A 13,714-nucleotide genomic window follows, 5' to 3' on the forward strand; every position below is an offset into this window, starting at 1 on the left:
CCCGCCATCGAATGACCGAAGTGAAGAAAAACAAGCTCGCCACTTTCCTGCTTGCCGGCCTGCTGGCCGCCGGTGCCTGCGCGCAGGACTGGCCGGGCAAGCCCGTGCGCATCGTCGTCCCCGCGCCCGCCGGCAGTTCGCTCGACCTCATTGCGCGCACCCTGGCAGACCGCCTGCGCGTGATGTGGAAGCAGCCCGTGGTCATCGAGACCAAGGCCGGCGCGGGCGGCCTGATCGGCATGGACACGGTGGCCAAGGCGCCGCACGACGGCTACACGCTGGGTATCGGCTTCAACGGACCGATCGCCTTCGGCCCCTACATGTACGCGCGCATGCCCTATGCGCCGGCGCGCGACCTGGTGCCCATCGTGCTCACGACCTCGCAGCCCAACGTGCTGGCGGTGCAGGCGAACAACCCGGCGAACACGCTGGCGGAATTCGTCGAGTGGGCGAAGAAGCGGGGCAACCGGTTCAGCTATGCGTCGGTGGGCGCGGGCAGTTCGTCGCACCTCACGATGGAGCTGTTTCGCAGCGTGGCGCACATCGAGGCCGTGCATGTGCCGTACGCGGGTTCGCCGCCCGCGGGCCTGTCGCTGGCCGCGGGCGACACGCAGGCGCTGTTCACCGTGGCGCCCGCGCTGCTGCCGCTGATCCAGGGGCAGCGCGTGAAGCTCATCGCGGTGACCAGCGCCCGGCGCTCCGAGCTCATGAAAGACCTGCCCACGGTGGCCGAGTCGGGCTACCCGGGTTTCGAGTCGCTCGCGTGGAACGGTTTCTTCACCGCCAGCGGCACGCCACCCGAGGTGGTGCGCCGCATCAACGCCGACGTCAACGCCGTGCTGCGCGCGCCCGCCGTGCGCGAGCTGCTGGCCAACCAGGGGCTGGCGGCGGGCGGTGGCTCGCCCGAGGAATTCGCGGCCTTCATCGACAGCGAGGGGCGCAAGTGGGGCGCGATCATTGCAAGGGTGGGCATTCGGCTCGACCAGTGACTGGCAGGCTGCCTGCACAGCGACGAACCTGCGAAGACATCCATCAAAAAACCACGAGGAAGAACAACATGGCCAACTACCCCGACGACATCTACACCGAACCCGAGCCCGATCCGCACACGCTCGCCAACCTGGGCCCGCTGGCGGCGCTGGCCGGGCTGTGGGTCGGCGGGCACGGCCACGACGTGAGCCCGAAGGCCGACGGCCCCGAGGCCGAGGGCTACATCGAGCACGCGGAGTTCCAGCCCATCGACGCGCAAACCAACGGGCCGCAAATTTTCTACGGGCTGCGCTACCACCTGCGCATCGTCAAGCCGAACGAGGTCGAGAGCTTTCACGACCAGGTCGGCTACTGGCTCTGGGAGCCCGCCACCGGCGCGCTGATCCAGACGCTGTCGATTCCGCGCGGGCTGACCGCCATGGCCACCGGCCACGCGCAGGCCGATGCGCGCAGCTTCCGCCTCGAGGCGGTGCGCGGCGGCGAAACCAACGGCATCCTGGCCAACCCGTTCCTCGAGCATGCGTTCAAGACGCAGAGCTACAGCATCGAGGTGACTGTGCATGACGACGGCGGCTGGTCTTACGTGCTGGAGACGGTGCTGAGCGTGCGCGGCCAGGCCGAGCCCTTCAGGCACACCGACCGCAACACGCTGCGCAAGATCGGCGAGGCCACGCCCAACCCGACGGCCCAGGCTGCGCTGGCCGAGGCGGCCGCGCAATCCGCGGGCGCGGCGGCGGCACAGGTCGTCTCGGCCGTCGCTGCGAGTGCCGCGGGCGTGGCCGGCGCGTCCGGCGTGCCTGGCGTGCCCGGCGTGCCCGATGCCGTGGCCTGAACCGGTAGGGGCTCAGTGACCTGAGCCAGCCAGAACGACACCACGTTCTGGTTCCCGGCAGCTCTGTGACTTCCTTGTCTTCGGCAGCGCCTGAATCGGCCTGCCCGCGGTCGCGCCCGAATGTACGGCGCTAGCATCGCGCGGCCGGGCAACCGGCTTTCACAAAAAAAGACAGGGAGTACCAATGAACGAATTTCCATTGCACGTGGCCGCCCCTGGCGGCCTTGCGCTGCGGCACATCGGCGTGGAAGACGTGCCGACGCTGCACCAGCTCGTCGAGCTCAACAGGGAGGGCCTGCTTGCCGCGCTCGACTGGCCGCGTTTTGTGCGCACGCAGGCGGACACGCACGCGTTCTGCGCGGCCAGCGAAGCCGCGCGGCAGGACCGCAAGAGCGCCACTTACGGCGTCTGGCGCGGCGTGGCGCTGCAGGGGGTGGTGTCTTTCAACGTCGTTCACCATGCCAGCCAGAGCGGCGACATCGGCTACTGGCTAGGCAGCGCCGCACGAGGAAAGGGCGTGGCAAGTACGGCGGTGGCGGCGATGATTCGCGCGTTTTCCGATGCCGACCTGGTTCACCACTGCATCATCAAGTGCGCCACCGGCAACGAACGCAGCAAGAAGCTCGCCGAGCGCCTGGGCTTCGTTCGCGAGGGGGTGCTGAGCAAGGCCGAGAAGATCGGCGACGTCGTTCACGACCAGTACGTGTACTCGCTCGATGCACGCAGGGCGCCGGTGCTGCCCGCTTCAGTCCAGCTTCAGTGACCCCAGGCGCTGCACGATCAGGTCGTGCAGCGTCTGCGCCGCCACCGACAGGCTGCCCTCGCGCCGCTGCACCAGGTACAGCGTGCGGGTAAGGCCCGCCACCGGCAGCGGCCTTGTCACCAGCGTCTGGCGCTGGAAGTGGAACAGCGTGAGGGCCGGCACCACGCTGACACCCAGACCCGCCTCGACCAGGCCCATGACGGTGGCCAGGTGCTCCACCTCGAACACCGCGTTCAGCCGCTGCGGGTGCAGCGCCACGTCGAGCCCCTGCCGCACGCTGCTGTTGCGCGCCATCTGGATGAAGGGGTAGGGCGCGATCTTCTTCACCGTGAGGCGCGCCTCCCGCGCCAGCGGATGGTCGGCGCGGCACACCAGGTGAAAGCGGTCGCTGCACAGCTTGCGCGCGCGCAGGTCGCTGCCGGCCGTGCCACCGGCGCCCGAGGCCGCGAGCGCAAAGTCGGCCTGGCCGCTGCGCACCAGCGCAATGCAGGCGTCGGACAGCGCATCGTCCAGGTCGACGCGAATGCCGGGCCACGCCTGCATGAACTCCGCGAACACCGCCGGCAGCCAACCCGCCGCGAGCGAGGGCAGGGCGGCCACGCGCACGCGGCCCTTGCGGCGCTCCACGTGGTCGGCCAGGTCGCTCATGGCGCTGCCCATGTCGTCGAGCAGCCGGCGCGCCGAGCCTTCGAACAGCTGGCCTTCGGGCGTGAGCTGCACGCTGCGCGTGTCGCGGTCGAACAGGCGCGTGCCCACCGCGTCTTCGAGCGTGCGAATGAGCGCGCTGAACGCCGGCTGCGACAGGTGGCTGGTCTGCGCCGCGCGCGTGAAGTTGCGGTGCTCGGCCAGCGCGAGAAAGGCGCGCAGCTGCCGCGTGGAGAGGTCGGGCGTCTTTCTCAGGGGCATGGAGCAGTCATTTGAAAAGCAGATCAATTGATCCGAAGTTTCGATTTTACGGATGACGGGGCGCTGCCTACAGTGCACGGCAATGAACGCTACAGAAACGCCCACGCTGTTGATCGGCTGCGCCGCCGGCTTCTCGGGCGACCGCACCGACGCCGCGGGGCCCGTGGTCGATACGCTGATCGCGCGGCTGGCCAGCGGGCCCGAAGGCCAGCGCGCCTTCCTGATCTTCGAAACCCTGGCCGAGCGCACGCTGGCGCTGGCCCAGTTGCGCCGCCGCGCCAACCCCGACGCGGGCTACGAGCCGCTGCTCGACGACATGCTGCGGCCCGTGCTGGCGCGCTGCCTGGCGCACGGCATCCGCATCGTGAGCAACTTCGGCGCCGCCAACCCGCGCGCGGCTGCGCGGCACATCGCCCGCATGGCGCGCGAGCTCGGTGCGAGCGCGCCACGCATCGCGGTGGTCGAGGGCGACGACCTGTCGGGCCCCGAGCACCGCGCGCTGCTGAACGAAGCGCTCGGCGCACAGATGCAGGGGCTGCGCGTGGTCAGTGCCAACGCCTACATCGGCGCCGAGCCGATTGCCGCCGCGCTCGACGCGGGCGCGCAGATCGTGGTGTGCGGCCGCGTGGCCGACCCTTCGCTCACCGTCGGGCCGGCCATGTCGCACTTCGGCTGGCGCGCCGACGACTGGAACCGCCTGGGCCGCGCCACCATGGCAGGCCACCTGCTCGAATGCGGCGCGCAGGTGTGCGGCGGCTACTTCGCCGACCCCGGCTACAAGCACGTGCCGGGGCTCGAAAACGTGGGCTTCCCCATCGCCGAGATCGACGCCGAGGGCCGCTGCACCATCGGCAAGGCCGACGCCACCGGCGGCCTCGTGAGCGAAGCGACCGTGAAGGAGCAATTGCTCTACGAAGTGCACGACCCCGCCGCCTACCTGACGCCCGACGTGGTGGCCGACATCGCCGATGCCGAAGTGCGCGCGCTGCCGGGCGCCGACCGCGTCGAACTTTCCGGCGTGCGCGGCCATGAACGGCCCGGCCGCTACAAGGTCAACGTCTGCCACGAAGGCGGCTGGCTGGCCGAGGGAGAAATCTCTTATGCGGGCCCGCGCGCCGAAGCGCGTGCGCGGCTCGCGGCCGACGTGCTGAAAAAGCGCCTGGCAGGGCTCGCGCTGCGCGTGGACCTGATCGGCGCGCTGAGCATCCTGGGCGACGACGCCGGCCGCGTGCTGGCCGACACGCCCGACGCCGGCCTGCGCGACGTGCGCCTGCGCGTGGCCGCCACGCACACCGATCGCGCGCAGGCCGAGCGCCTGGCGCGCGAAGTCATGGCGCTCTACACCTGCGGCCCCGCGGGCGGCGGCGGCGTGCGCACCGCGCTCACGCCGCGGCTCAACACGCTGTCGTGCCTGCTGCCGCGCGACGCCATTCCGGTTCGCTTCGAACTGCTGGACGCGGAGGCGCTCGCATGAACACCCCTGAGCAAGACACGGTCGAAGTGCCCCTGTACCGCGCCGCCCATGGCCGCACGGGCGACAAGGGCGACCGCTCGAACATCAGCGTCATCGCCTGGCACGCGGACCTGTTCGAGCTGCTGGTTGCGCAGCTCACGCCCGAGCGCGTGGCCGCGCAGTTTCGCCACCGCGCGCCCTCGCAGGTGCAGCGCTTCGTGCTGCCGAAACTGCACGCGATGAACTTCGTGCTCGACGCCGTGCTCGACGGCGGCGTGAACGATGCGCTGAACCTCGATGCGCACGGCAAGGCGCTGTCCTTCCTGCTGCTCGACATGCCCGTTCGCGTGCCGCGCGCGCTCGTGCCCTTGCTGGCCGGGCCGTAGCGACACACGTTCCCTTTTTCCCTCACTCACCCATTCCATCCGGAGACAAAACAATGAAACGATTTCCCCTTGCCGCACTGACCGTCGCCCTCGCCATGGTGCCCTTGCTCGGCCATGCGCAGGCCTTCCCCGAAAAGGCCATCACCTTTGTCGTGCCCTTTGCGGCCGGCACCGCCACCGACCAGATCGCGCGCGCGCTCGGCAACCAGATCGCCACCGAGACCAAGCAGGCCGTCATCATCGACAACAAGGCCGGCGCCAGCGGCTTCATCGCCTCGCAGGCCGTGGCCAAGGCGCCCGCCGACGGCTACACCGTGCTCATCACCACCAACACCACGCACGCGGCCAACGAGCACCTGTTCAAGAAGCTGCCCTACGACCCGGTGAAAGACTTTTCGCCCGTCGCCGCGCTGGGCAAGGGCGGGCAGATCATGGTGGTGAACCCTGCATTTCCCGCGAAGAGCGTGGCGGAGTTCATCGCGCTCGCGAAGAAGGACCCGGGCAAGTACAGCTTCGGCAGCGGCAGTTCGTCCAGCCGCATGGCGGGCGAGTTGCTGCAGCAGATGGCCGGCATCAAGCTGCTGCACGTGCCCTACAAGAGCAACACGCTGGCCGTGACCGACCTGTTGGGCAGCCAGATCAACATGATGATCACCGACACGGCCACCGGCCTGCCGCAGGTAAAGGCGGGCAAGCTGCGCGCGCTGGGCATTTCCAGCGCCGCGCGCTCGCCGCTGGCGCCCGACGTGCCCACCATTTCCGAGGCCGGCGTGAAGGGCTACGAAATGGGCTACTGGTTCGCGGCTTACGCGCCCGCGAAGACCCCGCCCGCCGTGGTCAAGCGCCTGAACGAACTGCTGGTGAAGGCCGCGAAGAGCGACGCCGCAAAGACCGCCTTCTACGAGCCGACCGGCACCGAGGTGTTCACGACCTCGCCGGAAGAGCTGGGCAAGTTCCAGACCGCCGAGTCGCAGAAGTGGGGCCGGATCGTGAAGGCTGCGGGCATCGAAGCCGAGTAGCAGGCACGCCGTAACGCGCATCGGCGCCGCGACGACACAAGACATACAACAGGAGACAAACCATGAAACGCTGGAGCCCTTTGGCTGCCACGGTGGCTTCGGCCGCCCTTTTTCTGAGTGCATGCGGCGGCAGCGGTGAAGGAGGGGGCGGTTTGTTGCCGCCCCCGGCCGCCACCACGACATCGCCCGCGGCCACGCCACCCGTGGCTGCGGCCGCCCCCAGGTACAAGCTCGCCATCACCGCCACCGAAGACGTGCCCGGCACCTTCGGCAGCGTGGGCGCCTACGAGAAGATCAGCGGCACCTTCACCGGCGAGGTCGACCCGAAGGACCCGCGCAACGCCATCATCCAGGACCTGCAACTCGCGCCGCTCAACGCCAACGGCAAGGTCGAGTACGCGTCGGACTTCGTGCTCTTCAAGCCCAAGGACATGCGCAAGGCCAGCGGCGTGCTGCGCTACGACGCGCCGAACCGCGGCAACATCGTCAACCTCGACCCGTACTTCGCCTCGCGCGGCCATGTGTTCCTCACGGCCGCGTGGCAGGGCGACGTGCCGGCCGCGCCGGGCAAGCTCACGCTGAAGGTGCCGGTCGCGAAGAATGCCGACGGCAGTTCGATCACCGGCACCTACCGTGCCGAACTGCTGCCGACCACGGCCACCAACGATTCGCTGCCGCTGCCCGGCGGCCCGTTCAACGCGGCCATGCAGGCCTATGCCACGGCAAGCCTGGACAACACGCAGCCCGGCTACGTGCTCACGCGCCGCGTCAACGAAGGCGATGCGCGCCAGCTCATTCCCGCGAGCGAATGGAAGTTCGCGAAGTGCGGTGCTGCCACGCCGTTCCCCGGCACGCCCGACGAGACGAACGTGTGCCTGAAGGACAAGTGGGATCCGGCGTACCTGTACGAGCTGGTCTACGTCGCGAAGGACCCGAAGGTCATGGGCCTGGGCCTGGCCGCGCTGCGCGACATGATCGGCTTCTTCCATCGCAGCGCGAGCGACGCCGCAGGCACCGCCAACCCGGTGGCCGCCGCCATCAGGAACACCATTGCCTCGGGCGTGTCGCAGTGCGGCAACTTCATGAAGACCTTCGTTCATCTTGGCTTCAACGAGGACAGCGCGGGCGGCAAGGTGTTCGACGGCGTGTTCGCGCAGATTGCGGCGCGGCAAACCAACATCAACATGCGCTTCTCGGTGCCGGGCGGCGGCGGTGGCGTGCGCGCCGACCACAGCGCCTTCGGCCAGGCCGGTGCGCGCGGCCTGTCGAAGGACTACGTGGACGACGTGGCGCAGCGCCGAGGCGGCATTCTGTCGCGCTGTGAGGCGAGTGGCACCTGCCCCAAGCTCTTCATCGGCTTCAGCGGTACCGAGTTCTGGACCCTGCAGGGTTCGCCGCTGCTGACCGATGCGTGGGGCAGCGCCGACCTGGTGCAGCCCGGCAACGCGCGCATCTACTACTACGCGAGCTCGCATCACCTGCTGGGCCTGGCCTCGCTGCCGGGCGCAAGCGCCGGTGCGCTGTATGCGACCAATGCGAACACGGGCGTGATTCCGGTGGTGCGTGCGCTGTACCAGAACCTCGACGACTGGGTCGTCAACGGCACCACGCCGCCCGACAGCCAGGTGCCCAGGCTGGCCGATGCGACGCTGGTGCGACCGCAGCAGGTCAGGTTTCCGGCCATTCCGGGCGCGAGCTACACCGGGCTGGTCAACACCTATTCGCTGCTCGACTGGGGTCCCAACTACCGCCCGCAGGACGAGAGCGGCATCGCCACGCAAGTGCCACCGGCCAGGCTGGGGCGCGACTACGCGATCCTGGTGCCGCAGGTGGACGCGGACGGCAACGACGTCGCAGGCATCCGAAGCGTGGACGTGGCCGTGCCGCTGGGCACCAACACCGGGTGGAACACCACCAACGTGCCCGGGCGCATCGACCAGGCGGGGCTGTTCGGCTCGTACTTCGCGTTCGCCAAGACCCCGGCGCTGCGTGCGGGCGACCCGCGCCTGTCGCTGCAGGAACGCTACGTGGACCAGGCGGGCTACGTCGCGGCCGTCACCGCCGCCGCCAATGACCTGGTGGCCAGGCGCTTCATGCTGCGCGTCGATGCCGATGCGGCCATCGCGAACGCGGTCGCCAACCCGGTGCTGCCTTGACTAGTCCGCACGCGGTGCGCTGTGCACCGCGAACCCTGCCTGGCCCGGCGCAATGTCGGGCCGCAGGGTGAGGGCGGGAATGTCGTAGTCGCCGGCGTTCTGCGGGCGGAACGGAATCGGCTCGGTCGTGAACAGCGTGTCGAGCCGCTGGCCCAGTTCTTCGGTGATGCGCGCGTAGGCCGCCGCGTCGACCTTGTGCGTGCGATACACCAGGTACGGCGGCAGCACGTCGAAGCCCGGGTAGTAGAGGATGCCGTGCTGGATCGGAAACAGCAGGTCGTCCATCGGCCCGTTGACGCCGCGCGGCGCGTAGTGCGACTCCCAGCCGCCCGCCGTCACCACCAGCATCGCGCGCTTGCCGGCCAGGGTGCCTTCGCCGAAGCGGTCGCCCCAGTGCGTGTCGGAGTGCTCGCCCACGCCGTAGGCGAAGCCATAGGCATAGATGCGCTCGACCCAGCCCTTGAGGATGGCGGGCATCGAATACCACCACAGCGGAAACTGCAGGATCACCGCGTCGGCCCACAGCAACTTCTGCTGCTCGGCGGCGATGTCGGCCGCCTGGGTTCCGGTTTCGAAGGCGCGCAGCGACTCCAGCGAGGGGTCGAAGCGCGCGGCGCTGTCGCGCGCGGGAAAGTCGTCGGCGTCGAGCGCGGGCTTCCAGCGCATGGCGTACAGGTCGGACACGCGCACGGCATGGCCCGCGGCGGCAAGGCGCTTGGCCGTGAAGCGATGGAGCGAGCCGTTGAGCGAGGCGGCTTCGGGGTGGGCAAGAACGAGCAGGATGTTCACGGTGTCTGAGGCTTTCGAATGAATGAGCCCTCAGGTTAGGCAGCGTGGCGCTATATTGGAAATGAATAGTTTGAATTCCAGGTATTGCCATGAACAATTTCAGCCGCCTTGACCTGAACCTGCTCGTCACGCTCGACACCCTGCTGGCCGAGCGCAACGTGACACGCGCCGCCGAGCGCCTGAACCTGTCGCAACCCTCGGTGAGCGTGCAGCTTGCCAGGCTGCGCGAGGTGTTCGACGACCCGCTGCTGGTGCCCGCGCAACGCGGCATGCGACCCACGGCGCGCGCCGACGAGCTGCGGGAGCCGCTGCGCGAAGCGCTCGAATCGCTGGGCCGCGCGGTGGCGCCCACGAAGCCCTTCGACCCCGCCCAAGCCACCACCACCTGGCGCGTGGCCGCCGCCGACTATGCCGAGTCGGCCATCCTGCTGCCGGCACTGGCCGGGTTGCGCGCCGCGGCGCCGCGCACGCGGCTGGCCGTGGTGGAGGCCGTGCCGTCACGCATGGCGCGGCAGCTGGAGCAAGGGGAGATCGACCTGTTCTTTCACACCAGCGTGGGTGCACCGCCCGGCCTGCACCGGCGGGTGTTGTTCCACGAGCGCTATGTGCTTGCAGGGCGGGCAGGGCACCCGCGCCTGAAGCGGCGCCCGACGCTCGCGCAGTTCTGTGTGCTGGAGCACGTGGTGGTGTCGCCCGGCGGCGGCGGCTTTGCCGGGCCGACCGATGAAGCGCTGGCCGAACAAGGCCTGAGCCGGCGCGTGGCGCTGTCGGTGCCGCACTTTCTTTTCATGATGTCGGTGCTGGCGCAGACAGACATGGTGGCGATGCTGCCGGAGCGGCTGGCGCGCGGCGCGCCGGGACTCAGGGTGGTGGAGGCACCGCTGGAGGTGCCGGGGTATGAGATGGCAATGCTGTGGCATGAGCGACGGCATCGGGACTCGGGGCATCGATGGTTGCGGGAGTGGATTGCGGGGAGTCGTTGAAGGCGTTGGAGGGGTGTTCTGGTGGAACAAATTCTCGAGCGATACGCCTGGCGCCACCGTGGGCAAGAGGCGATGTGAGGATCACGCAATTGGAGTCGGCTTCAGATTCATTGCAGTCGTTAGGCCGGGTCTGGTGAATGTCTCTTTCGGGCCCAAAGCCGTCTGTGGCCCCACTCCAAAGCGGACGCCGATTGCTACGAACTCAGCAGCCCAGGCTTGAATCACTTGGGCGCAACGTGGGGAGGAACGCCGTTAACCCAGGGCACCTCGAGCTCTTCCTCCAAGGCACTCACTTCTTCCATGGTGAACCACACGCCGTGGGCGTCCACCCAGTATTGCTTGCCACCAACAATGCGAACCGATTTCGAGATGCCATTGAAATCGCGACGCAGCAGCAAGTCTGTGGGCACAACTTCAGTTAGAAAAACCGTGTTCTCCGGGGGTACGCCATGCTCGAGAGGATGCAGTGCATGTGACCTACTGCCACTTGGCGACGCGCAAAGCGCGACCTGGTACTTCTTGCTCGGGTCAACCTCAGACCGTTTCCACATGCCAGTCCTCCATTGTTTGCGGCGAAGACAGGCCGCCCGCCTCCGGGAAATGTCCGGTTCTGGCCGAGCGCCGTCGATCTCAATGAATAGACCGGTGACCAGTGAATTTCAAGAAATCGGAATAATGATAGAGACCAACAAATAATCCGACGGCGAGAGCTAGTAGGAAGTAGCCAGCAAGAATCCAGAAGGGGGCCGCAGCGAGGAGTGCTCCGATCTCTCTGAAGTCCATGGCGGGGAACAACACTACAAGCGGGATGATGACGGACATGATCAGCACAGGAATCATGTAGAGCACGGAAAACTGGACACCACGAAATATTACTGATGTCTTCTCATCCCACAGGTTCGGTTGAATCATCAGCGGGATAGAGAAGAAATGATATGGCTTTCCGGGTACGTGAGTTGGTGGAGGATTCATCTAGAACGAGAAGAAGCGAGGCGGTCAGCAAAGGTGCGCTCCGGACCAATTTCGCTGCACGAGCCGCTGAGTGCAGAGACAGGCAGATTCGGCGCCTCTCGCGAATGACCGGTCGTGGCCGAAGTTTGCCTGACGAAGCGGCCACCGGTTGTGGCCGGTTGCTGGCTGCTTCAGAAGCCCTTTCGTTGAATTCGCTCCCCGGCGATGAAGCTCGGAATTGAGTCAACTTCGCCCGGCTGCAACGGCCGCCAGTCGGACTCCAAAATTCCATAATCCGCTTGAGCACGGTTGATCGCCTCTTGGAGGCTGAACATCAGGTGGTCTCCTTCGATGTCCATCGTGGCGAAATCGTAAAACCGGACTTGCATGTACCACGGCTGGTCATCCCCCCGCATACCAAGAAGAGCAACCGACCTCACTGCTGGTCGAAATGGATTCTGCTTCCTGACGTTCGCAAACAGGTTCTCTAGCGTGTGATTCATGCCGAATTTTGCCGCAGCGTGGAATGACCGGTCTTGGCCGAACCCGGAAGTCTAGCCTCGGCCAACGACAGCCCGCTTCCGCTGGCAAAGCCGACTATCAACGCTGAGTTGAACAGCCAACAGAAGGCCATCATTCACCTCAACGTGTCCGAGCGGCAGATGCGCCGTTTGAGTTCAGCGATGCCGCACCGCACGCACCGCTGCTCTTGGCGGCTTGGCCCATGCACCGACCCCGCCGCACGCGCCGCCGTCAGCCAGGGCCAGCCCGCATCAGGCCTCCGGCTCCCACTCGCCCGCGCACTGCTGAAACAACTCCCTCGCCTCGTGCACAAGATCCGTCGCGATCCAGAGCATGTTCTCCAGATGCGTCGGCCCGTCGCCAGCCGTCCATTCGATCCCCTCGCCGCGGCAGCACCACAGCAGCGATCTCAACTGCTCCAGTTTGTTTTCGAGGAGGTCCGCGGCGCTGGGGCCGCTGGTGCCCGCGTTGGTGGTGGTTGCTGCGGGAGATGCCGGCGTGCGACGCCGGGCCATAATTCGTTTAGCCATTTGTTGTGCCTTATTTCCAAGGTGATGCACTTCAGGTGGTCAGACGGTCGGGGTGTTTGCGCACCCCGGCCGTCGCCTTCTTTCTTGTTTGCCTCGCATTCGCCCCGATGCATGCTGCACCGAAGGCCCGCCGCGAAGCCAGCGGCTCGTTCATCCGAAGTCTTGTGTGTGACGCCTTCCTTGCCCGCTAGGTGGGGCTTTGAGTGACAGGGGCATCCACTTTAAAGAGGCAAATCGCAGGCGGGCCAACTGAATGCGCTAGTAAGTCTCAGATCGCGCGATTCAATGGTTTCCCAATGTCGCCATCGAGCCCGCGCGCAGATCAGGACACCAGCATCCGCCACGGCATAGACCATCCGTCGAGTGCCCAACAGCCGATGGTCGCCCTAGCATTCGACACGTTGCCGCTCTTCCAACGTCTCCGATGAAACAGCTCGCCTTCTTCGCCGCCACAGCCTTGCTCTGCTGGGGCGCATTCGCCGCCGAGCCCGCCAAGGACCACCCCCTGGTCGGCCGGTATGAAGGCGCGGTGCTCGACGGCTACAAGGCCGCCGCCTACGACGAGGTCGGCCTCATCAAGGAGCCTTTCCAGAACTGGGCCGGCGGCAAGCCCGACCTGCTGCAGGTCGAAGGCAAGGTCACGCTCTACCTCTACAGGCTGCCCAAGGAGCGCTCGCTGCTCGAGGTACAGCGCAACTACGAGTCCAGCCTGAAGGCCAAGGGCTTCGAGGTGCTGTTCAGCTGCGGCACGGCCAACGCCTCCTGCTACAAGCCGCGCCCCAACAGCGTGGACACCAACACGCCCTACGACTTTGCGCTGGCCTTCGACAACCCCGAATGGCCGCGCCTGGGCAGCCGTGGCGACTACGCGCGCAACTACTTCGGTGTGAGCGGGCGCTACCTGCTCGCGAAGAAGGCCGGGCCCACCGGCACCGTGTACGCCAGCATCGCGCTGGCCGAGCACAACGCCGATGTCGGCAACCACGCCTTGGTGCGCGTAGTGGAAACCAAGGCGATGGAAGACAACAAGATCGTGTTCGTCGACGCCACGGCCATGCAGAAGAGCCTGGCCGAAACCGGGCGCATCAATCTCTACGGCATCCTGTTCGACCTGGACAAGGACGTCATCAAGCCCGAGTCTCAACCCACGCTCGACGAGATGACCAAGCTCATGCGCGGCAACCCGCCGCTCAAGCTGTCGGTGGTGGGCCACACCGATGCGCAGGGCGAGGCGAAGCACAACGACGACCTGTCCAAGCGCCGTGCGCTGGCGGTGATTGCGGTGCTGGTGAAGGCGGGGGTGGACCCGCGCCGCTTCACCACGCGCGGTGCCGGTGCGTCGGAGCCGGTGGCGCCCAACGACAACGAGGCGGGGCGCGCGAAGAACCGGCGGGTGGAGCTGGTAAGGCTCTGATTCCGCGGCCCGCGCGTTCG

At 67.2% G+C, this 13,714-nt stretch carries 15 protein-coding genes; 9 read left to right on the forward strand and 6 right to left on the reverse strand.

What is annotated here, in order from left to right:
* Nucleotides 1–20 precede the first annotated feature (20 nt).
* The 3 genes from AC0IYU_RS06945 to AC0IYU_RS06955 all read left to right on the forward strand — a co-directional run bounded on the left by AC0IYU_RS06945 (nt 21) and on the right by AC0IYU_RS06955 (nt 2,585).
* Nucleotides 21–989, forward strand: coding sequence for a Bug family tripartite tricarboxylate transporter substrate binding protein (locus AC0IYU_RS06945; protein ID WP_472115220.1), 969 nt, complete (start codon nt 21–23; stop codon nt 987–989).
* 68 nt (nt 990–1,057) lie between these two features.
* A complete protein-coding gene (locus AC0IYU_RS06950; RefSeq protein WP_472114521.1) occupies nt 1,058–1,822 on the forward strand; it encodes an FABP family protein in 765 nt (254 codons plus the stop codon).
* Nucleotides 1,823–2,006: 184 nt separating this feature from the next.
* Complete coding sequence (locus AC0IYU_RS06955; protein WP_472114524.1) at nt 2,007–2,585, forward strand: GNAT family N-acetyltransferase; 579 nt, start codon at nt 2,007–2,009, stop codon at nt 2,583–2,585.
* Here AC0IYU_RS06955 and AC0IYU_RS06960 read toward each other — a convergent pair.
* Nucleotides 2,568–3,485 carry a LysR family transcriptional regulator gene (locus AC0IYU_RS06960; RefSeq protein ID WP_472115223.1) on the reverse strand — a complete coding sequence of 306 codons (918 nt, stop codon included), beginning with the start codon at nt 3,483–3,485 and terminating at the stop codon, nt 2,568–2,570. The genes AC0IYU_RS06955 and AC0IYU_RS06960 overlap by 18 nt on opposite strands.
* An 88-nt stretch (nt 3,486–3,573) precedes the next feature.
* Between AC0IYU_RS06960 and AC0IYU_RS06965 the strand changes: the two genes are divergently transcribed.
* The 4 genes from AC0IYU_RS06965 (at nt 3,574) to AC0IYU_RS06980 (ending at nt 8,505) form a co-directional block, all read left to right on the forward strand.
* On the forward strand, nt 3,574–4,965 hold the full coding sequence (locus AC0IYU_RS06965; protein ID WP_472114527.1) for an acyclic terpene utilization AtuA family protein: 1,392 nt from the start codon (nt 3,574–3,576) through the stop codon (nt 4,963–4,965).
* Nucleotides 4,962–5,330 carry an AtuA-related protein gene (locus AC0IYU_RS06970; RefSeq protein WP_472114529.1) on the forward strand — a complete coding sequence of 123 codons (369 nt, stop codon included), beginning with the start codon at nt 4,962–4,964 and terminating at the stop codon, nt 5,328–5,330. The genes AC0IYU_RS06965 and AC0IYU_RS06970 overlap by 4 nt, the downstream gene beginning before the upstream one ends.
* Nucleotides 5,331–5,383: 53 nt before the next feature.
* A complete protein-coding gene (locus AC0IYU_RS06975) occupies nt 5,384–6,349 on the forward strand; it encodes a Bug family tripartite tricarboxylate transporter substrate binding protein (protein ID WP_472114531.1) in 966 nt (321 codons plus the stop codon).
* Between the two features lie 62 nt (nt 6,350–6,411).
* A complete protein-coding gene (locus AC0IYU_RS06980) occupies nt 6,412–8,505 on the forward strand; it encodes an alpha/beta hydrolase domain-containing protein (RefSeq protein WP_472114534.1) in 2,094 nt (697 codons plus the stop codon).
* Here AC0IYU_RS06980 and AC0IYU_RS06985 read toward each other — a convergent pair whose 3' ends face one another.
* Nucleotides 8,506–9,294: an NAD(P)H-dependent oxidoreductase gene (locus tag AC0IYU_RS06985; protein ID WP_472114536.1), complete on the reverse strand. Its 789-nt coding sequence runs from the start codon at nt 9,292–9,294 to the stop codon at nt 8,506–8,508. It lies immediately after the preceding gene.
* Between the two features lie 89 nt (nt 9,295–9,383).
* Here AC0IYU_RS06985 and AC0IYU_RS06990 point away from each other — a divergent pair, with 89 nt between their 5' ends.
* Nucleotides 9,384–10,277, forward strand: coding sequence for a LysR family transcriptional regulator (locus AC0IYU_RS06990; RefSeq protein ID WP_472114539.1), 894 nt, complete (start codon nt 9,384–9,386; stop codon nt 10,275–10,277).
* 221 nt (nt 10,278–10,498) lie between these two features.
* Here AC0IYU_RS06990 and AC0IYU_RS06995 read toward each other — a convergent pair whose 3' ends face one another.
* From AC0IYU_RS06995 to AC0IYU_RS07010, 4 genes are all read right to left on the reverse strand, one after another.
* Entirely contained in the window at nt 10,499–10,828 is a 330-nt protein-coding gene (locus AC0IYU_RS06995) for a hypothetical protein (RefSeq protein WP_307644159.1), read from the reverse strand.
* 79 nt (nt 10,829–10,907) lie between these two features.
* On the reverse strand, nt 10,908–11,249 hold the full coding sequence (locus AC0IYU_RS07000) for a hypothetical protein (protein ID WP_472114541.1): 342 nt from the start codon (nt 11,247–11,249) through the stop codon (nt 10,908–10,910).
* Nucleotides 11,250–11,419: 170 nt separating this feature from the next.
* Complete coding sequence (locus AC0IYU_RS07005) at nt 11,420–11,731, reverse strand: hypothetical protein (RefSeq protein ID WP_472114544.1); 312 nt, start codon at nt 11,729–11,731, stop codon at nt 11,420–11,422.
* Nucleotides 11,732–12,001: 270 nt separating this feature from the next.
* On the reverse strand, nt 12,002–12,280 hold the full coding sequence (locus tag AC0IYU_RS07010) for a hypothetical protein (RefSeq protein ID WP_472114547.1): 279 nt from the start codon (nt 12,278–12,280) through the stop codon (nt 12,002–12,004).
* Between the two features lie 424 nt (nt 12,281–12,704).
* Here AC0IYU_RS07010 and AC0IYU_RS07015 point away from each other — a divergent pair, with 424 nt between their 5' ends.
* Complete coding sequence (locus tag AC0IYU_RS07015) at nt 12,705–13,694, forward strand: OmpA family protein (protein WP_472114550.1); 990 nt, start codon at nt 12,705–12,707, stop codon at nt 13,692–13,694.
* Nucleotides 13,695–13,714: the final 20 nt, after the last annotated feature.

The sequence above is a fragment of the Variovorax sp. AC103 genome (assembly GCF_979254005.1).